This is a genomic window from Nocardia sp. NPDC052112, assembly GCF_040680135.1.
GTDB lineage: Bacteria > Actinomycetota > Actinomycetes > Mycobacteriales > Mycobacteriaceae > Nocardia.
On the sequence record NZ_JBFAWD010000030.1, the window covers coordinates 63,044 to 82,391 of the forward strand.

Here is a 19,348-nt window from a genome sequence, read left to right on the forward strand (position 1 = left end):
CTGACAGATCCGCTCGTGGTTCACGGCTGTGTCACCGAGCTCGAGTTTCCCGTCGCACGAGCTGCCCGGCCGGTTGAACCAGGCATCACTGTCCGCGCCGATTCTGTGTGATCCGACAGATTCGCCCAGATCGGACAATTCGGCATAGGCACCGACCGGGGACTGTGAGCAACCGAACTTTGTCACGCTCCAGTGCTTTTGGCGCACATGACCACACCGTAGAGTCGGCGCATGGTTTTCCGGCTCGAGCTGCAACCTGCCCCACCCCTGCACTTGACACCCCACTGCGTGGTGCACACCGGAACCGTACGCCTGTTCGTGACCGGCACGCTCGTCCATTCCGCCGGAGCTCCCGCCGAACAGTTCGGCTTCTTCCTTCCGAACACCCGCCCCCTGCCCGAGGACGCTGCCGAACCATGTCTGTGGTCGGAGATGCATCTGATGACCGCCACCGCCACCGCCGCATCCGGAAACTTCCCGTTCGGCATCACCCACACCCACGCGGCCTACGTCCCCGACCCGCGCGCCGGGCTGCATCGCTGGCTCCATCTCACCGCCGCCGCCCACCCTGCCAGAGAACTCCGCCTCGGCTACCGCGTCACCGTCCAAACACCATGATCGGCGTGCAGACGCGCGCATCGAGATGCTGCCCCATCACGAAGTCGGCGCAGGCTCCCGATCGATATCCGATGCCGTCGGCACAGTGGACGCCGGGCCGACCGTCACCCACGTGTTGTTGACCGCAGCGTTCCCGGAGAAGGTGTCGGTGAGCGACGGGTCGTGCAGCAGGTTGACATTGGCACCGGGCAGGGACGCGGCCACTTGCCAGCCGACGCCGGGTTCGCGGTGCCCCCAGCCGTGCGGGATGGCGATGGTGCCGGGGCGGATATCGTCGCTGACCTCGAGGGTGACCACAATCGAGCCGGTGCGGGAAGTGACCGCGACGGGCGTGCCGTCGGTGAGGGCGCGCTCGGCCGCGTCGGCGGGATGCATGAGCGCGGTGCAGCGGTCGCGGCCCTTCACCATCGACGGCACATTGTGCAGCCAGGAGTTGTTGCTACGCAGATGGCGGCGCCCGATGAGTTTGAGGTCGTAGCCCTCGGCGGGCGCGGTCAGCGCATTGCCGCGGCGTGCGTCGTCGAGCAATTCCCGTGCGGCCGTGACGAAATCGTCGGGCGCGAGGTGTACCTTGCGGTCCTCGGTCGCGATCAACGTACGCAATCGCGGCTGCAACGGACCGAGATCGATACCCCCGGCCGCGGCGCGCACCTTCGCCACGGACAACCCGTTGCGACCGCGCCGCAGCACCCCATAGGGACCCGCGGCCACCCCGACGGTCGTCAACCGCATCGGACTGAGCTGCGCCAACAGCGCATTGACCGCCCGTGCGGTGAACCGGCGCGCGGGCAACGCCAGCACCTCGGTGATCAACCGCGCGAGAATCTGCCAGTCCTCGAGTCCATCGGCCGGAGGTTCGAAAACGCGGGCGTCGTAGCGCAGATTGTTCCGCACACTGAACACCGGGAACAGAATATTCACATCCGCGCGCTCCAGCGGGGAGATCGGCGGCAGGATAATGTCCGCGTGCCGGGTCGTCTCGGTGACATACATATCCACGGCCACATAGAAATCCAGCGAGTCCAGCGCGGCGTCGAGTTTGCCGCGCTGCGGCGTCGACAGCACCGGATTACCGGCGTAGGTGATCATCGCGCGGATCTGCCCGGCACCCTCGGTCAGGATCTCATCGGCGAGCACCGCGACCGGCAACTCCGAACGGAACGACTTGTAGGTGCCGGAGCGGTCCGTCCACGACCCGTGTCCCACCGGCAGATATTTCCCGAATCGCGGCGCATCGATCGGCGGCGTCGCGAACATCTGCCCGCCCGGCCGATCCAGATTCCCGGTCACCGCGTTGATGGTGTTGACCAGCCAATGTGTCAGCGTGCCGGTCACCTGGTGGCACACCCCGATCCGGGCATACAGCAAGGCCGAATCCGCTGCCGCATGCTCGCGCGCCAGCCGCCGAATCGTTTCGGCATCGACACCGGTGAGCGCGGCGGCGAACTCTGGTGTCACCTCGGCGACCAGGGCCTGCAACTCGTCCCAACCGGTGCACTGCGCGCGAATCCCGCTGTCATCACACAGCTTTTCATCGACGAGCACCTGCAACATCGCCAGCAGCAGGTACACGTCACCACCGGGTGCGATCGCCACGTGCTCGTCGGCCAGCCGCGCGGTCTCGGTGCGCCGCGGATCGATCACGACCACCTTGCCGCGTTTGCGCACATCTCGAATGCGCTGCTTCGCATTGGGCATGGTGGTCACCGAACCGTTCGACACCGCCGGATTGGCGCCCATGACCACCAGTCGATCGGTGCGATCGATATCGGCCACCGGCATCAACACATTCGACCCGAACATCCGCCACGCCGCGAACTCCTGCGGAAACTGGTCGATCGAGGATGCCGAGAAGAAGTTCCGCGTGGACAGCACCGCACGCAGCAGCGCGCCGTAGATCACCGATGAACTGTGCGCGGCCGGATTTCCCAGGTACATCCCGATCGCGCTGGCCCCGTGTTCGCGGCGCACCTGCCGCAGCCGCTGCCCGATCTCGGCGAACGCCTCGTCCCATCCGATCGGCTCGAACCGGTCACCGACTCGCCGCATCGGTGTGCGCAACCGATCCGGATCGTGGTGCAGCCCACCCATCGCGGTCGCCTTCGGGCAGATGTACCCCTGCGACAGCACATCGTCCGGATTGCCCTCGATCCGTGTGACCTGATCATCCTCGACGGTCACCAGAATCCCGCAGTGCGCCTCACACAATGTGCATTGCCGAGCGACGGTGGTAGCGCCCATTCCGTGTTCCTCCACACCATTGAGAGAGTTACCGTCTCATCGTAGCGGCGGCTGGGTGTCGGGTATACCGTTCCGATCGAGCCCGTCCCCGCGGATTCCCCCGTCGGCACGGGATGGGTTGCCGTACCGTCGATCACGCCCGCACGGTCCGCGATGCCGACCGGCATCGGCAGAGACTTCGGAAGTCGTTATGCGCGAACGGATTTCGTAACCATGCAATATCGTCCCTCCGCCGCCGAACTTATGGCGGCACTCGCCGAACTGCTCGAGGACACACTGCTGCCCGCGCCCTCGATCCGGCATTGCGGCACCAGGCGCGAGTCGGTGCCAATATCGCGCGGATCGTGCAACGGGAAATCGAACTCGGCGCCGAAGCCGCGCAACAGGAACAGGATCTGCTCGCAGCGGTACCCGACGGCGACGATGACACGCTCTGGCAGGCCCTGGTCGACGTCGTGCGCGCGGATCTGCGGATCGCCGAACCCGGATACGACACATGGGAGGGCGTGTGACAGCGCAAGCGGCGGGACTCGCCCGCTTTCTACGCACAGAATTCGGCCAACCGGTGCAGATCTCGAATATCAGCGGACTGTCCACCGGTGCCCGCCGCACCAATATCGCATTCGACGCCGAACCGAACACCCGCACCCTGCGGCTGGTCGCCACCCTCGTACCGAACGCCATCGAACTGACTCCGGTCACCGTCGAAGCCGCTGTGCGCGAACTGGCCCGTGCGCACGGTGTGCCGGTACCACCCCGTCGTCGCCGTCTGCACCGACACCGCCTACACCGGCGCACCGTTTCTGGTGTCGGAACACATCGACGGCGAGACCGTGCCGCGCAAGGTCTTACGCCTGGTACACGCCGAGGGGACCGGCGACCGAGTGGCCGAACAGGTCGGTGCGGCCATGGCCACCCTGCACACCATCGACCCCCGACTCGCCCCATCCGAACTGCCCGGTGCACCGACCGCACCTTCGCCGTCTCCGAACAGGTATCGATGTGCAACTACTGGGCCAACCGCCTGTGCTGCGAAGCCGCCGACCGCGCCATGCAGATCCACGGCGGCCTCGGCTACTCCCGCCACACCCCGTTCGAACACATCTACCGCCACCACCGCCGCTACCGCATCACCGAGGGCACCGAAGAAATCCAGATGCGCCGCATCGCCGGCTACCTCTTCGGCTTCATGAGCCAACGCGAACCCAAAGGCGTCGCCGCTAGACCGGAGTGATCGGCAACCGCAACGCCGCAGGCGCCGACTCCGGCACCACCGGATTCTTCGGCACGATCGCATCGATGCGCCGATACGGCGCACCCAGCGACGGACGCTGATCCTGTTCACCCTTGTTCGGCCACAACGACATCGCGCGCTCGGCCTGTGCGGTAATGGTCAACGACGGATTCACCCCGAGATTCGCCGAAATCGTCGAACCGTCGACGATGTGCAAGCCCTCGTAACCGTACAGCCGCTGATACGGGTCTACCACACCGGTGGCGGGGGAGTCGCCGATCGCGCAACCACCGATGAAATGGCCGGTGATCGGGATATTCGCCAGCTCGGTCCAGGAGCCCTGCGGAATACCGTTGATCTTCTCGGCGACCCGCCGGGTGACCTCGTTACCTTCCGGAATCCACGTCGGAGGCGCCTGTCCGGCACCGGGTTTGGTGGTCATCCGCAGACCGAACAGACCGCGCTTGTTATAGGTGATGATCGAGTTGTCGACATTCTGCATGACCAGCAGCCCGATCATCCGCTCGGACCAGTGCGCCGGATTGTGCATGCGCAACAGATCCCGCCGATACCGCACCAGCTGCCGCAGACCCAGCACCCAGCGTCGCTTCCCCTCCTGCCCGTCGACCAGCACCGTCGTCAGCAGACCCATGAAATTGCTGCCCTTGCCGTAACGCACCGGCTCCACATGGGTGTAGGAGTTCGGATGGATCGAGGAGGTGATGGCGACCCCCTTGGTGAAGTCCGAACTCTTGTCGCGCGACCGCGCCGCCAACACCGCCTCGGAATTCGTGCGCGCCAGATACCCCAGGCGCGGCGAAATATTCGGCAGCACACCGCGATCCCGCAGATCGTGCAGCAACTGCTGGGTGCCGAGAGCGGCCGCGGAGAACACCACCTGGTCGGCGGTGAAGGTCTGCTTCGCCTTGCGAACCCAGCGTCCGGTGCGCACGGTATCGACCGCGTACCCACCATCGGCCAGCGGTCGCACCGACACCGCCGTCGTCAACGGATGCACGGTCGCACCCGCCCGCTCCGCCAAATACAGATAGTTCTTCACCAGGGTGTTCTTCGCACCGTGGCGACACCCGGTCATGCACTCGCCGCAATGCGTACACGAGCGCCGCTCGGGCCCGACACCACCGAAGAACGGGTCCGCGACCGCGGCGCCGGGCCGAGTCTCCGCATCGGCGAACAACACTCCGACCGGCGTCCGACGATACGTATCGCCGATACCCATCTCCTCGGCGACCTCCCGCAACACCCGATCCGACGGCGTGGTCGCCGGATTGGTCGTCACCCCCAGCATGCGCTTGGCCTGGTCGTAATGCGGTGCCAGCTCGGACTTCCAATCGGTGATATGCGCCCACTGCTTATCGCCGTAGAAGGTATCCGGTGCCTCGTACAGCGTATTCGCATACACCAGCGACCCACCACCGACACCGGAGCCGCTCATGATGAAGGTGTCGTTCAGCAGCGTCATCCGCTGAATACCGAAGCAGCCCAACTTCGGCGCCCACAGATACTCGCGCAGATGCCAGGAGTTCTCGGCGAATTCGTCATCAGCGAAGCGCCGCCCGGTCTCCAGGACACCGACCCGATATCCCTTCTCGGTCAACCGCAACGCGCTGACACTGCCACCGAAACCCGAACCGATCACCAGCACGTCATAGTGCGTCATGCCTTACCTTCCGCGCGAACCAGCTCGTAGTCGCGGACATCGAAATGCGTCCGCTTGTCGTATTCGCTCATCCGGCCAGGCCAGTTCGTCGTCACCCGACCGCTGGTCTCCCGGTACCAACTGGTGCATTTGGTCCACACCGTATGTTCGAGCCGGCCCTGGATCTCCTCGTCGAACCGCGCCTCCACCTCCGGCTTCACCGACAGATAACCACCGGTCCCGCGCAAATGCTCGACCGCTTGACGCAGATAACGCGCCTGCCGCTCATGCATGTAGATGATCGAGCCCGCGCCGAGGTTGGTATTCGGCCCATACATGATGAACATATTCGGGAAATGCGGCACGGTCAGGCCCTGATACGCCCGCGCGCCGCCCGACCACACCTCGCGCAGCTCCTTGCCGCCGATACCGCGAATCGTCATGGGCGCCAGGAACTCTGTCGCCTTGAATCCGGTGCAGTACACGATCACATCGACCTCGTAGCGCCTACCGTCCTCGGTGCGCACACCAGTCGGTGTGATCTCGGCGATCGGCGAGGTCTCCACGTGCACATTCGGCTGCGACACCGCCGGGTAGTAATTGCTCGCCATCAGCCCGCGCTTACAGCCCGCCGCGTAATCCGGGGTCATCTTCGCCAGCAGTTCGGGATCGGAGATCTGCGTGGCCCGATGCCGGTCCGCCCACCCGGAGATCACATCGGCGATGCGGCCGTTGCCTTCCAGGCCGGAAGTCACCAACTCGTAGAACGAGTACCAGCCGAACCGCTCCGCGCGCTGGATCAGCGGAAACCTCGCCGCGATCGACAGCTTGTCCAGCGCATTGAGTTTCGGTGGTGCGTAATAGCTTTCGATCTTCGGAATGATCCACGGCGCCGACCGCTGAAAGACCGTCAACTGTTCGACCTTCGGCTGAATCGCCGGAATGATCTGAATCGCGCTGGCACCGGTGCCGATGATCGCGACCCGCTTACCGGACAGCTCGACATCGTGATCCCACCGCGCCGAATGGAACGCGTCCCCGGTGAACGAATCCATGCCCGGAATATTCGGCCACACCGGACGCGACAGCTGACCCACCGCCGGCACGAAGACATCCGCCTCGAGCACCGCACCCGCGCTCGTGCGCACCTGCCAGACGCCACGGTCGGCATCGAAATCCGCCGAGTCGACCTCGACCCCGAATCGCATGTGCCTGCCGAGGTCGTAGCGGCGCGCGACATCGTGCATATAGGCGAGGATGTCGGGCTGTTCGGCGAATCGCTTCGGCCAGTGCGCATTCGGCGCGAAGGAGAACGAGTACAGATCCGACGGCGCGTCGCAGGCGGCACCGGGATAGGTATTGTCCCGCCAGACCCCGCCGAGCCCGTCGGCCTTATCGATGATGGTGAAGGCGTCGTGGCCGCGGCGCTTCAGCTCGAGCGCGGCCGCGAGGCCGCCGAATCCGGCGCCGACGATGAGCACGGACGGAGTGCTGGTCATGTCGATAACTGTAGGAACGGCGACACGGTTGCCGAGAGAGCGCCGCGGCCAGGAAATCAACATTTTCGGCCATCAGGCGAGGTCCAGATTCCGTGATCTTTTTCGCAGCCATGTCGATCTGTCGTAGTCGTCGTTCGACCTCCGCGTGAGAGGGTCGGACAGGACCCGCGACAAGGAGGACGACCGTGAAGTACATGCTGATCTGGCGCGCCAGCGACGAGGGAAATGCGGCCATGGCCGGGACCGACTTCGAGAAGCTGCTCGAATCCGTCGGGCGATTCAACGAAGAAATGATCCGCGCCGGGGTGCTGCTCGCTGCCGAGGGACTGGCCGAGGCTGAGCAGGGCGTGGTGGTGGACTTCGCGTCCGACCCGCCGCTGATCACCGATGGACCCTACGGCGAGACCAAAGAGCTGTTCGGCGGTTTCTATATCCTGAACGTCACCTCCAAGGAAGAGGCCATCGAATGGGCCAAGCGGGCACCGTCCTTCGGCCCCGGATTCAAGACAGAGATCCGGCGCGTCACCACCATCGACGAATTCCCACAGGACAACGAGTGGATCCAGAAGGAACGCGCCTGGCGCGAGGCCACCGGGCAGCTGTGAGCCGCTGAAACATGGTCGACTCCACCGGCCGTGATGCGGTGGCCGCGGTGTGGCGAATCGAATCCGCGCGCATCATCGGTGCGCTGGCCCGCTACACCGGCGATTTCGCGCTGGCCGAGGACCTGGCCCAGGAGGCATTGGCCGAAGCGCTGGTGACCTGGCCACGCGACGGCGTGCCGGACAATCGCGCCGGTTGGCTGCTCACCGTCGGCCGGCGGCGGGCCATCGACACCTTCCGCCGCCGGGCCACCCGCGACGACCGGTATCGCGCCCTCGCCCACGAATTGGGCGAGGGCGGGACGGCCACCGGCGCGCCACCCTCGGAACTGCCCGGCGCGGAGCCACTCTGGGATCCGGATCAGATCGACGACGACGTGCTCGCGCTCATGTTCGTCTCCTGCCACCCGGTGTTGTCCCGTGCGGCACAGGTCGCCCTGACGCTGCGGGTGGTCGGCGGCTTGACCAGCGACGAGATCGCCAAGGCATTCCTGGTGCCCACGGCGACCGTGCAGGCGCGGATCACCCGCGCCAAGAAAACCCTTGCGGCGGCGAAGGTCCCGTTCGCACTACCCCCTGCCGAGGAGCGCGGAGCACGACTCGGCGCGGTGCTGAACGTCATCTACGTGATCTTCACCGAAGGCTCCTCGGCCACTTCCGGAGCGAATCTGATCCGTCTGGACCTCGCCGCCGAGGCACAGCGGCTCGCTCGGGTGCTGGCGCGGCTGATACCGGGTGAACCCGAGATATACGGCCTGCTGGCACTCCTGGAATTGACCGCAGCGCGGTTTCCTGCCCGCACCGACGCGAGCGGGCAGCCGGTGCTATTGGCAGATCAGAATCGAATGCGCTGGGACCGAGCCGCCATTCGCCGTGGACGGGCCGCGCTCGAACATGCGGCAGGAGTTGGGCGCGGGCTCGGCGCATACGGTTTGCAGGCGGCGATCGCCGAATGCCACGCCGTCGCCGAATCCGTCGACACCACCGACTGGGACCGGATCGTGCTGCTCTACGAAGCACTCGGCCGGCTGTCCCCATCACCGATCGTCGACCTCAACCGCGCGGTCGCGGTCTCCATGGTCCAGGGCCCGGCAGCCGCGCTCGAGGTTGTCGACGAACTCAAAACATCTGCGGCACTGCCGAATTCCCATCTCCTGTCGAGTGTCCGCGGCGAACTGCTCGCGAGAATGGGACGCACGAACGAAGCCCGTACCGAATTCGAACTCGCTATCGGGTTGTGCGGCAACGACCGGGAGCGCAACCTGCTCAACGGCAAACTCGCCGACCTGGATAGATTTCGGGAAGCCTAGGCCGTATCGGCCTGTGGCACGCCGCGGCGGCTCGACCGGCCACGGTCAAGGCGTCACCGGAACAACGTCGGGTTCGGCCTGTCGATCCGCATGGAATCCCGGCAGATATCGATTCGCGACAGGAATCATCACCTGAATCAACGGACCGATTCCGAACGCGTACACCACCGTGCCGACACCAACGCTGCCGCCCAAGAGCCAGCCGGTTGTCAATACCGACAGTTCGATCCCGGTCCGGACCAACCGCACCGACCATCCCGTCCGGCGAACCAGTCCAGTCATCAGTCCATCCCGCGGGCCCGGACCCATGCCCGCGCCGATATACAGCACCGTGGCCAGCGCATTCAAAACCACCGCGGCACCCATCGCGCCGACCCGCACCGCCAGCACATCCCAGTCCGGCAACAGCCACAACCCGACATCGACCGAGACACCGATCACCACGACATTGCTCACCGTGCCGAGACCTGGCCACTGCCGCAACGGAATCCACGCCAACAGCACCGCGACTCCGGTCAGCGCCGTCACCGCGCCGAAACTGATCGGCACATGCGCGGCCACCCCTTGATGAAACACATCCCACGGATCCAACCCGAGCCCGGCCCGAATCATCACCGCCATCGAAAACCCGTACAACCACAACCCGATATAAAGCGCCACCAGCCGCCGAACCAACATCACCCCAGCCTGCCGTCAACTGGACCCCCAAAACAGATCCAATCGTCAATCACTGGCCTCATAACCAGAAACCAATCCGATTCGCCCGACCCCTCGACAACCCCTCAAACCGTCACTGTGACGATTCGAGGGATTACCGACCCCGACACGAGAGGGGACCCCGAACGGTGCGAACCCGAAGCTCGGAGCTCATCCGGCATTTATCCATCAAAATACGGGATCTATCGGAATATTTACATCAATCGAAATGCGCCGAGGGGATGGCGCGCAACCGCCGCACACGGTCCCGCACACAAACGCCGGGGAGCCCGGCCAGCCACTCGGCGGCCAAAGTCCCGAAACCCATACCCGCCAACGTCATACAACAACAGCCGCGGACTTCCAGCGCCTCCGTATGTAACGCCGATAATCGACATTATGTTAAGTCAGCCTGGTGGTGATGGTCGCCCACAGTTCATCCGCCGCTCCCCTCCGACTAACCACGAGCTCGGGCCGGCAACGAATTGTGGACTCATCGGGGTGTGACAGGTCCGGTGCGCATCGTCGGTTGTGGAATCGTCTCGAGGTTTCGCAAAACCTTCCCGTGGAGACTTGAATGAGTCATACTCTTGAATGTGTCCACGAAATCGGAATTCGAGCGCATGCTGCGCGGGGTGTCGCTGCGCGTTACGGCGCCGCGGGTTGCCGTGCTGACTGCCGTGCACGAGCATCCGCACTCCGATACGGACTCGATCCTCGGTCATGTGCGCGAGACGCTCGGTGCGGTATCCCATCAGGCGGTATACGACGTGTTGCGCGCACTGACGGCCGCCGGTCTGCTGCGGCGCATCCAGCCGATGGGATCGGTGGCGCGCTACGAGACGCGGGTCGGCGATAACCACCACCACGTCGTGTGCCGGTCATGCGGCGTCATCGCCGATGTCGACTGCGCCGTCGGCGAGGCGCCCTGCCTGACCGCATCACACGACAACGGTTTCGTACTCGATGAGGCCGAGGTCATCTATTGGGGTCTGTGCCCCGATTGCTCGGCAGCACAAATGTCCGGATCACACCCGTGATCACAGCCCGATTCACTCACTCCCCCGAAAGGAATTGCCGTGCCTGAGGAACATCCGCCCATCGGAGAGGCCAATACGGAACCCGCCGCCGGTGGTTGCCCCGTGACGTCCGCTCGCCTCAAGTCCCCCGCCGAGGGCGGAAGCAACCGTGACTGGTGGCCGAACCAGCTCAATCTCAAGATCCTGCAGAAGAATCCGACCGTAGCCAACCCCATGGACGCGGACTTCGACTACGCCGCGGAATTCAAAACCCTCGATCTGGCTGCCGTGAAGGCCGACATCGTCGAGGTCATGACCACCTCGCAAGAATGGTGGCCCGCCGACTTCGGTCACTACGGACCGTTCTTCATCCGGATGGCCTGGCATGCCGCGGGCACCTACCGGATCAGCGACGGCCGCGGCGGAGCCGGCGCCGGTATGCAGCGCTTCGCCCCGCTCAACAGCTGGCCCGACAACGGCAACCTCGACAAGGCCCGACGCCTGCTGTGGCCGGTCAAGAAGAAGTACGGCAAGAAGCTCTCCTGGGCCGACCTCATGGTCTATGCGGGCAATGTCGCGCTCGAGGATATGGGCTTCCCGACCTTCGGTTTCGGCGGTGGCCGCGTCGACCAGTGGGAGCCCGAGGAGGACGTGTACTGGGGTCCGGAGCAGACCTGGCTCGGCGACGAACGCTACACCGGCACCCGCGATCTCGAAAACCCCTTGGCCGCAGTCCAAATGGGTCTGATCTACGTCAACCCCGAAGGCCCCAACGGCAATCCGGATCCGCTCGCCGCGGCCGTCGACATCCGTGAGACGTTCCGCCGCATGGCCATGAACGATATCGAGACGGCGGCGCTGATCGTCGGCGGCCACACCTTCGGCAAGACCCACGGCGCCGGCGACGCCGAGCTCGTGGGTCCCGAGCCCGAGGCCGCCCCGCTCGAGGAGCAGGGCCTCGGCTGGAAGAGCGCCTTCGGCACCGGTGTCGGCAAGGACGCGATCACCAGTGGCCTGGAGGGCACCTGGACGCCCACCCCGACCAAGTGGGACAACAGCTTCCTCGAAACCCTGTACGGCTACGAGTGGGAGCTGACCAAGAGCCCCGCCGGTGCGAACCAGTGGATCCCCAAGGACGGCGCGGGTGCAGGGACCGTAGTCGATGCGCACGACCCATCGAAGACCCACACCCCGGTCATGCTGACAACGGACCTCTCGCTCCGGATCGACCCGATCTACGAGCAGATCACCCGTCGCTGGCTCGAGCACCCCGAGGAGCTCACCGCGGAGTTCGCCAAGGCCTGGTACAAGCTGACCCACCGCGATATGGGACCGAAGGTCCTTTACCTCGGGCCGGAGGTACCGCAGGAGACGCTGCTGTGGCAGGATCCCGTCCCCGCCGCTGACTACGATCTCATCGGAGCAGCCGATATCGCCACACTGAAGAGCCAGATCCTGGCCTCGGATCTGACTGTGGCACAGCTCGTTTCGACCACCTGGGCGGCCGCGGCATCGTTCCGCGGCAGCGACAAGCGCGGTGGCGCCAACGGCGGACGGATCCGCCTGCAGCCGCAGGCCGGCTGGGAGGTCAACGAGCCAGACGAACTCGCCCAAGTGGTACGCGTCCTGGAGGGCATCCAGGAGTCCTTCAATTCCGCCCAGACCGGGAACACCCGGGTGTCCTTCGCCGACCTCGTCGTACTCGGCGGCGCGGCGGCCGTCGAACAGGCTGCCAAGAACGCCGGCTACGACGTCGAGGTGCCGTTCACCCCGGGACGCACGGACGCCACCCAGGAGCAGACCGATGCGGAATCCTTCTCCGCGCTCGAACCCAGCGCGGACGGTTTCCGCAACTACCTCGGAAAGGGTAACCGTATTCCGGCCGAGTACCTGCTGATCGACCGGGCGAATCTCCTGACCCTCAGCGCTCCCGAGCTCACCGTGCTCATCGGTGGTCTGCGCGTGCTCGGCGCGAACCACAAGCAGTCGCCGCTGGGTGTATTCACCGAGAACCCGGGATCGTTGACCAACGACTTCTTCGTGAACCTGCTCGATTTGGGCACGAAGTGGGAGCCGTCGGCCGCCGATGACGGAACCTACGAGGGCAAGGACCGCGCCACCGGTGCGGTCACATGGACCGGCAGCCGCACCGACCTGGTTTTCGGGTCGAACTCGCAGCTGCGCGCGCTCGCGGAGGTCTACGCGACCGACGACGCGAAGGAGAAGTTCGTCAACGACTTCATCGCCGCGTGGGTCAAGGTGTCGAACCTGGACCGGTTCGACCTGGTCTGATCTGATCGAGATGCGCCGCGCCCCGCGAACTGCCACAGTTCGCGGGGCGCGGTGCATTCACGCCAGAAAGGTGACTTCCTCGGTCTCCGCGACCGCGGCCGTGCGTCCCGGCGCGGTCTGATAGCGCCAGTACAGGTTCGTATGCGCGATGACCTGCGCCGGCGCCGGGGCACCCCACCGGCTCTTGTCGAAGGTCGTATGCCCATCGCTGACGAGTGTCACGTCGTATCCCCGTACGAAGGCACCGTGAATCGTGGACCGGATGCAGGCATCGGTCTCCGCGCCGGTCACCACCAGCCGTCCGACACCGGCCTCCGCCAGCACCTGCGCCAGCTTGGTATCCTCGAACGAGTCGCCGAACCTCTTGTGCACCAACGGCTCCGAGTCTCTGCGCACCAGCTCCGGGACGTACTCCCACAGCGCACTGCCCGGCACCAGTTCCGCATCGGAGTGCTGGATCCAGACGACCCGAGCACCCTGCTCGCGCGCTCGATCGACGAGTGTGGCGATATTCGCGACGACCGCATCCCGCTCATATGCCTCGCCCACGACACCGTTCTGCACGTCGATCACCAGCAACGCCGTGTTCGGCCGATCTGACAGCGTGCTCATGACGATCTTCTCCTGTTGTCGAAAGGCGCCGGGCCCGCGATTACTCAACTACGAATCGACCTTACGCGGCCAGCCGACGCCCACCGGTAGCGAAGATCAGCAACGGACGACGATAATCGAATATTCTCGGTGCTGCCCGGGATACCAACCTTCATCAAGTGAGCCGACGATGAATACCCAGCTCGGCGCGGTACCACCGGAGCACGGTGGGGATCGCGCGATGGCCGCTCGAGCCGTATTGGCCAGGGCGGTCGCCGATTTCGCGGGTGAATGGGAAGCCGCGGGCGAACCACCCGAGCTGACCCCGCATCTGCCCACCGAGGCCGCACTGCGGCGGTCGGCGCTGATCGAGTTGATCAAGGTGGATCTGCACCATCGGTCGATTCGTAAGAAGGCAGAAAAGCGCCTCGACGAATACCTGGCCGAATTTCCCGAACTCGACACTGCCCCACTGCCGCCCGACCTGATCTACGAGGAGATCACCGCACGTCGCCAGTTCGATCAGGATCTGGATCTCACCGAATACGAGCATCGGTATTCCCAGCAGATGGCGCGGATCGCCGACCGTCTCGATGGCGATCACTTCCGGACCACAGTCCTGACCGACCCGGCCGCACTCGCGAGGCTCGACTCCATCAATCCCGGTGCAACCGTTGACGATTTCGATATGCTGATCCTGCTCGGCCAGGGCGCGTTCGGCCGAGTCTTCCTGGCGCGGCAACGCTCGATGCAGCGGCTCGTCGCGGTCAAGATCTCCCATGATCGCGGCAGCGAGGGACAGACGCTGGCCCAGCTCGATCATGAGAACATCGTGCGCATCTTCGATCAACGCCAGATCGCCGATCAGCACTTGAAATTGATGTACATGCAGTACGTTCCGGGCGGCACCCTGCTCGGCGTGCTGCGGCTCCTGCGCCGCACCGGCGTCCAAGGCAAGACCGGTCGACTACTGCTCGACGCCGTCGACGAAGCGGCCGCCAGCGGCGGAGTGCTGGAACCACAACCATCCCCGACCCGTACCGAGGTCGCACGGCTCAGCTGGCCGGAAACCGTTGCGTGGCTGGGCAGTCGACTCGCCTCCGCATTGGACTACGCCAACCACGCCGGTGTACTGCATCGCGATATCAAACCCGCGAATGTACTGCTGACCGTCGACGGGCAACCCAAACTCGCCGACTTCAATATCAGCTTCAGCCGCCACATCCCGGGCGCCAGCCCAGCCGCCTACTTCGGTGGCTCACTGGCCTACATGTCCCCCGAACAGCTCGAGGCCTGCCATCCGACCATGGCGACCACCGCCGCCGACCTCGATACCCGCAGCGACCTCTATGCACTCGCGGTGGTGCTGTGGGAATTGCTCACCGGCAGACTGCCCTTCGACGACGAACGCAGTGCGGGCGAATCGGATACCTCATTGGAGCGGATGATCGAACTGCGTCGCCAGCCGGTCGCCGAGCGCTTCGCCGCCGATATCCCGCCGGACTGCCCACCGGTGCTCGAGCACGCGCTGCTCGCCTGTCTGTCCCCCGATCCCGCCGATCGCTTCGCCACCGGCGCCGAACTCGCCACTCAACTGGATCTCACCCTCGACCGCACCGCCCGCGATCTCGTCGACCCGCCTGCACGCAGCATCCGCGCCAAACTACGCATGCGGCCGATGCCAGTGGTCACGCTGTCCAGCATGCTCGGGCAACTCCTCGGCGCGCTCTATCTCGCCGCGCACAACACGCGTTTGCTGGATGCGCAACTCACCGGCGAAGCGAGTGTCCAACTGCAGCGCCTTGCGAACGTGGTCGGTGCGATCGGCTACCCGGTCGGCATTGTCGCGCTGCTGTATTGGTGCCGTCTGGTGTTCCTGGTTCCCGACGGACTGCGGCGCGGTAAGCACTACGACGAGCAGACCCTGGCGCGGGCGCGCGCCGATACACTCGCCTGTGGCGACCGCATCGCCGTGGTCGGATTCGCCGGGTGGGCATTGTCCCTGGTGATCTTCCTGGTACAGCTGCATTACACCGCTGACCTGTCCACCGGATTCACCATCAACCTCATCGCATCACATCTGGTCGCGGCCGCTGTCGCGGTGGTGTACGCGTACTTTCCGATCACCTTCTTCGTGCTGCGCTGGTACTACCCGGGTTTGCTCGGTATCGGGCAGACCTCCCCCGACGACACCCACCGATTGCGGCGGCTCGCCCGCCGCAGCCGCATCTATCTCGGCATCGCGGCATCGGTGCCGCTCATCGGTGTGGTGGGTGGACTAGTCTATCTCGATGCGGCACAGCAGCAGACGGTAATCGGCCCCATCGTGATCCTGTGCGTGGTCGGTCTTTTCGCATTCGTCGGTGCATTGCGCGTGTTCTACGCATTGGAATCCGATCTGCATGCCCTCGACCGCATTGTAAATCCGCGTTCCCGGCCCTCCGCATAGCTATTTCAAAGGTTTCCCCAAGGACCTCCGTAGATTTCGTGACTACTCTCGAAGCTGTTGGCATGCCACTGGCTTCGGGGGCACCATGAAAGAGCAGCGGACACAGGTCTACGGATCGGTCGTGGAGTTCGTCGAGAACTACCTCGCCCAGGTCTATCGGCGCAAAGTCGCCGATAACGGCCTGGCCTGGTGCCCGGAATGGTGGCGGCACACCGAGGCCGTGGCGCGGCTGGAGGCGCTCTGGCAATCCTGGGAACTCTATCGTCGCAACGGCGAATTAGGCCTGTCGCTATGGTTTCTCGACCACGCCGACAGTCATATGGACGTGCTGTTCGATCCCAACGGCCCGTTCGCCGGCTGCTCCATGCACAACGGGCACACCGACCGCATCTGGCCGCTCTCGGTCAATTCCCCTCCCCCCGACGCATTTTCACCGGCTGGTTAGTCGCGTTTGTTTGAAATGGGTTGTGGTCAACTAACCTTCATGCGGTGCTAGGACATTCACATGCGACCAGTGGCGCTTTCGCCTGGTCGGTGGCAGCGGCCACGCTGCCCATCTCGGCGTTGGTCTATCCGGTATTGCCGACTGGCGACGCGCATCTCGGTGCCGTCGAGGTATTGCTCGGCACCTTTCTCACAGCAGGGGCCGCACTTTTGCCCGACGCGGACCATCCGAACGGCACAATCGCGCATGTGCTCGGTCCGATCTCCTACCACCTGTGCCGTTTGATCTCCTGGATCTCCGGTGGACATCGGCACGCCACGCACTCCTTCGCCTTCGTGATCGCCGTCGCCTGCGGGACGTGGGCCGGTGAGCACTGGCTCGGCAGGTACTTCACGCTCGGATTGGTGTTCTTCCTGCTGGCACTGGCGGTGCGGGCGTTGCATCTGTGCCCCTCGGGCGAGGGCATCGAGGCATATGGCACGGTCATAATCCTCGCGGCGGCAGGGACATTCGCGATGGATCACTGGATCACCGACAGACCGGCCTGGTTGCCGTTCTCCGTCGGACTCGGGGCGCTCGCCCACCTCGCCGGTGATTGCCTCACCGATAAGGGGTGCCGACTGTTCTGGCCATTCCCGCTGCGTACCTGCGTGCCGGTGATCGAACGAACCGGGAACAAGGTCGAAACCTGGATCCTGTCACCGCTTTTCACGGTGGCCACGCTTGCCGTGCTCTGGCACGTCTTCACCGTCAATCCCTAGGTCTCGCCCGCTGCGGCCAATGACAGCCGCAGCGGCCGGGGCTCCCGGGGTCTTTGCGGGTTTTCGGTTGTCGAGGATCTGGTGAGTTTCTAGGCGGTTGGCTTCAGATGGTTTAATACGCATATCTACATAATGCGATTATTAACCAACTGAGTCGAGCCTTGCTGTACCTCAGCGGACGCATTCCCCGTGAACTATTGCGAGTCCCCTCGCGACATCGCCCGGCGAGCCCGTTGCAGGTCGAACCGCTCCCCTCCCCGGCGGATCCCGGACCGAATGATTCCGGTCCGGGATCCGGCTGTCGATCAGCTCGCCACGCTCTCGAACGCGCCGGGCACATAGGAGCCACCCTTTGTCCGGGTGATCACCAGGAGCCGGTTGGCGGCGTTGATCATCGCGACCAGGTAGACCAGCGCGGCGATCTGGTCGTCGTCGTAGTGCTTGCGCACCAGAGCCCAGGTCTCGTCGGACACGCCAAGATTCGCGTCGGCGAGGCGAGTGCCCTCCTCCGCGAACGCCAGCGCGGCCTGCTCGGAGTCACTGAACACGGTGGATTCGCGCCAGGCGGCGACCAGATTGATCCGCACCGCAGGTTCACCGGCCGCCGCCAACTCCTTCGTATGAGCGTCGACGCAATAACCGCAGCCGTTGATCTGACTGGCACGCAGCTCCACCAGCTCCACCGTGGACTTCGGCAGCGACGATTGCATGATCGCCATGCTCGTATTGGCGAACCGCTTCCCGATCTTGGCGCCGAGTTCGTTCTCGTTCAGATTGAAACGGGGTTCCATGACTTCGATCCTCACTAGTCGTGCTGAATTGAACGATCATGAGACGGCGATGGTCCGATCCGCGTAACAGCGCGCTCATGTGACGCACACCACCACCGCTTCGCTGTTACAAAACGACAGGACCGGACGTCTGATGAGTGACATCGTCGAGAGTGAACAGGAGCCACCGATGCCCGGCAGGTCGCAGACCACGCCCGCAAACCGCGGCGAGAGCAGCAGCCGCGATGAATGTCCGGACTCCGCTACAAAAGCATTCGTCGCGCACCGCAACCTGCTCTTCACCGTCGCCTACGAGATGCTCGGCTCCGCCGCCGACGCCGAAGACGTCCTCCAGGAAACCTGGCTGCGATGGGCACGCGTCGACCTCGACACCGTGGCAGACCAGCGGGCCTACCTCGTCCGCATCACCACCCGCCAATCACTCGACCGGCTTCGTACCCTCGGACGCCGCAAAGAGTCCTATGTCGGCCCGTGGCTCCCCGAACCACTACTCACCACGCCCGACGTCGCCGAGGACATCGAGCTGGCCGACAGCGTCTCGATGGCAATGCTGCTGGTCCTGGAAACCCTCCTCCCCATCGAGCGGGCGGTGTTCGTACTGCGCGAGGTATTCGATCTGGAATATGACGAGATCGCCGAGGCAGTCGACAAGAGCCCGGCCGCGGTCCGGCAGCTCGCGTACCGCGCACGGTCACATGTCACCGCGCGCCGGCCACGCGGGGTGGTTTCCGCGGACGAAACCCGAAACGCGCTCGCGGCGTTCCAACAAGCGGTTGAAACCGGCGAACTGCAAAACCTCCTCGACATACTCGCCCCGGACGTCGTCTTCCTCGGCGACGGTGGCGGCGTCGTACAGGCGGCGCTGGTGCCCATCATCGGCGCCGATGCCGTGGCCGACTTGCTCTCCGCCGCGCTCGGTAACCTCACCGCGAGGTCGACACAACCAGCCCTCGTCAACGGCTACCCGGCGCTGATCCTGCGACTCCACGGCGAGATCGACGCCGTCGTGGCGGCGCACATGGACGACGGCCTCATCACCGCGATCTACTCCGTGCGCAATCCCGAGAAGCTGTCGCGTTTGCAGCACGAGACCGCACTGCATCGTTGAAACACCTCCTGCCAACAACATTCGAGGCAATC

17 protein-coding genes and 1 pseudogene are annotated in these 19,348 nt (G+C 64.7%); 11 read left to right on the top strand and 7 right to left on the bottom strand.

Annotation, left to right across the window (positions count from 1 at the left end; all coding sequences use genetic code 11):
* Positions 1-231: 231 nt before the first annotated feature.
* A complete protein-coding gene (locus AB0L58_RS37135) occupies positions 232-618 on the top strand; it encodes a hypothetical protein (RefSeq protein WP_364394818.1) in 387 nt (128 codons plus the stop codon).
* A 36-nt stretch (positions 619-654) separates the two neighbouring features.
* On the opposite strand, the gene AB0L58_RS37140 is transcribed toward AB0L58_RS37135, so the two are convergent.
* A complete protein-coding gene (locus tag AB0L58_RS37140; RefSeq protein WP_364394820.1) occupies positions 655-2,859 on the bottom strand; it encodes a molybdopterin oxidoreductase family protein in 2,205 nt (734 codons plus the stop codon).
* Between the two features lie 344 nt (positions 2,860-3,203).
* On the opposite strand from AB0L58_RS37140, the gene AB0L58_RS37145 reads away from it, so the two are divergent.
* Positions 3,204-3,371, top strand: a complete 168-nt coding sequence (locus AB0L58_RS37145) for a hypothetical protein (RefSeq protein ID WP_364394822.1) — start codon at positions 3,204-3,206, stop codon at positions 3,369-3,371.
* Between the two features lie 29 nt (positions 3,372-3,400).
* On the opposite strand, the gene AB0L58_RS37150 is transcribed toward AB0L58_RS37145, so the two are convergent.
* The gene (locus tag AB0L58_RS37150) at positions 3,401-3,640 is read right to left on the bottom strand and encodes a hypothetical protein (RefSeq protein ID WP_364394898.1); all 240 of its coding nucleotides are present in this window, start codon (positions 3,638-3,640) and stop codon (positions 3,401-3,403) included.
* Between the two features lie 195 nt (positions 3,641-3,835).
* On the opposite strand from AB0L58_RS37150, the pseudogene AB0L58_RS37155 reads away from it, so the two are divergent.
* Positions 3,836-4,093 (top strand): annotated as a pseudogene (locus tag AB0L58_RS37155) (acyl-CoA dehydrogenase family protein); the annotation flags it as partial.
* Here the strand turns inward: AB0L58_RS37155 and AB0L58_RS37160 are convergent.
* Positions 4,080-5,774, bottom strand: a complete 1,695-nt coding sequence (locus AB0L58_RS37160; RefSeq protein WP_364394824.1) for a GMC family oxidoreductase — start codon at positions 5,772-5,774, stop codon at positions 4,080-4,082. The pseudogene AB0L58_RS37155 and the gene AB0L58_RS37160 overlap by 14 nt on opposite strands.
* Positions 5,771-7,252 carry an NAD(P)/FAD-dependent oxidoreductase gene (locus AB0L58_RS37165; protein WP_364394826.1) on the bottom strand — a complete coding sequence of 494 codons (1,482 nt, stop codon included), beginning with the start codon at positions 7,250-7,252 and terminating at the stop codon, positions 5,771-5,773. The genes AB0L58_RS37160 and AB0L58_RS37165 overlap by 4 nt, the downstream gene beginning before the upstream one ends.
* 185 nt (positions 7,253-7,437) lie before the next feature.
* Between AB0L58_RS37165 and AB0L58_RS37170 the strand changes: the two genes are divergently transcribed.
* Complete coding sequence (locus AB0L58_RS37170) at positions 7,438-7,857, top strand: YciI family protein (RefSeq protein ID WP_364394828.1); 420 nt, start codon at positions 7,438-7,440, stop codon at positions 7,855-7,857.
* Positions 7,858-7,868: 11 nt separating this feature from the next.
* A complete protein-coding gene (locus tag AB0L58_RS37175; RefSeq protein WP_364394830.1) occupies positions 7,869-9,164 on the top strand; it encodes a DUF6596 domain-containing protein in 1,296 nt (431 codons plus the stop codon).
* Positions 9,165-9,209: 45 nt separating this feature from the next.
* Here the strand turns inward: AB0L58_RS37175 and AB0L58_RS37180 are convergent, their stop codons facing one another.
* On the bottom strand, positions 9,210-9,842 hold the full coding sequence (locus tag AB0L58_RS37180; RefSeq protein WP_364394832.1) for a hypothetical protein: 633 nt from the start codon (positions 9,840-9,842) through the stop codon (positions 9,210-9,212).
* Between the two features lie 641 nt (positions 9,843-10,483).
* Here AB0L58_RS37180 and AB0L58_RS37185 point away from each other — a divergent pair.
* Both AB0L58_RS37185 and katG read left to right on the top strand, forming a co-directional pair.
* Complete coding sequence (locus AB0L58_RS37185; protein ID WP_364394890.1) at positions 10,484-10,900, top strand: Fur family transcriptional regulator; 417 nt, start codon at positions 10,484-10,486, stop codon at positions 10,898-10,900.
* A gap of 39 nt (positions 10,901-10,939) precedes the next feature.
* Complete coding sequence (gene katG / locus AB0L58_RS37190) at positions 10,940-13,171, top strand: catalase/peroxidase HPI (RefSeq protein WP_364394834.1); 2,232 nt, start codon at positions 10,940-10,942, stop codon at positions 13,169-13,171.
* Positions 13,172-13,228: 57 nt separating this feature from the next.
* Here katG and AB0L58_RS37195 read toward each other — a convergent pair whose 3' ends face one another.
* Positions 13,229-13,783: a cysteine hydrolase family protein gene (locus tag AB0L58_RS37195; protein ID WP_364394836.1), complete on the bottom strand. Its 555-nt coding sequence runs from the start codon at positions 13,781-13,783 to the stop codon at positions 13,229-13,231.
* A 169-nt stretch (positions 13,784-13,952) separates the two neighbouring features.
* Here AB0L58_RS37195 and AB0L58_RS37200 point away from each other — a divergent pair, with 169 nt between their 5' ends.
* From AB0L58_RS37200 to AB0L58_RS37210, 3 genes are all read left to right on the top strand, one after another.
* Positions 13,953-16,211 carry a serine/threonine-protein kinase gene (locus AB0L58_RS37200; RefSeq protein ID WP_364394838.1) on the top strand — a complete coding sequence of 753 codons (2,259 nt, stop codon included), beginning with the start codon at positions 13,953-13,955 and terminating at the stop codon, positions 16,209-16,211.
* 121 nt (positions 16,212-16,332) lie between these two features.
* Positions 16,333-16,656: a DUF4913 domain-containing protein gene (locus tag AB0L58_RS37205; RefSeq protein WP_364394840.1), complete on the top strand. Its 324-nt coding sequence runs from the start codon at positions 16,333-16,335 to the stop codon at positions 16,654-16,656.
* Between the two features lie 44 nt (positions 16,657-16,700).
* On the top strand, positions 16,701-17,417 hold the full coding sequence (locus AB0L58_RS37210; RefSeq protein WP_364394842.1) for a metal-dependent hydrolase: 717 nt from the start codon (positions 16,701-16,703) through the stop codon (positions 17,415-17,417).
* A gap of 305 nt (positions 17,418-17,722) precedes the next feature.
* Here AB0L58_RS37210 and AB0L58_RS37215 read toward each other — a convergent pair whose 3' ends face one another.
* Complete coding sequence (locus AB0L58_RS37215; RefSeq protein WP_364394844.1) at positions 17,723-18,208, bottom strand: carboxymuconolactone decarboxylase family protein; 486 nt, start codon at positions 18,206-18,208, stop codon at positions 17,723-17,725.
* A 169-nt stretch (positions 18,209-18,377) separates the two neighbouring features.
* On the opposite strand from AB0L58_RS37215, the gene AB0L58_RS37220 reads away from it, so the two are divergent.
* The gene (locus AB0L58_RS37220) at positions 18,378-19,316 is read left to right on the top strand and encodes an RNA polymerase sigma-70 factor (protein ID WP_364394892.1); all 939 of its coding nucleotides are present in this window, start codon (positions 18,378-18,380) and stop codon (positions 19,314-19,316) included.
* Positions 19,317-19,348: the final 32 nt, after the last annotated feature.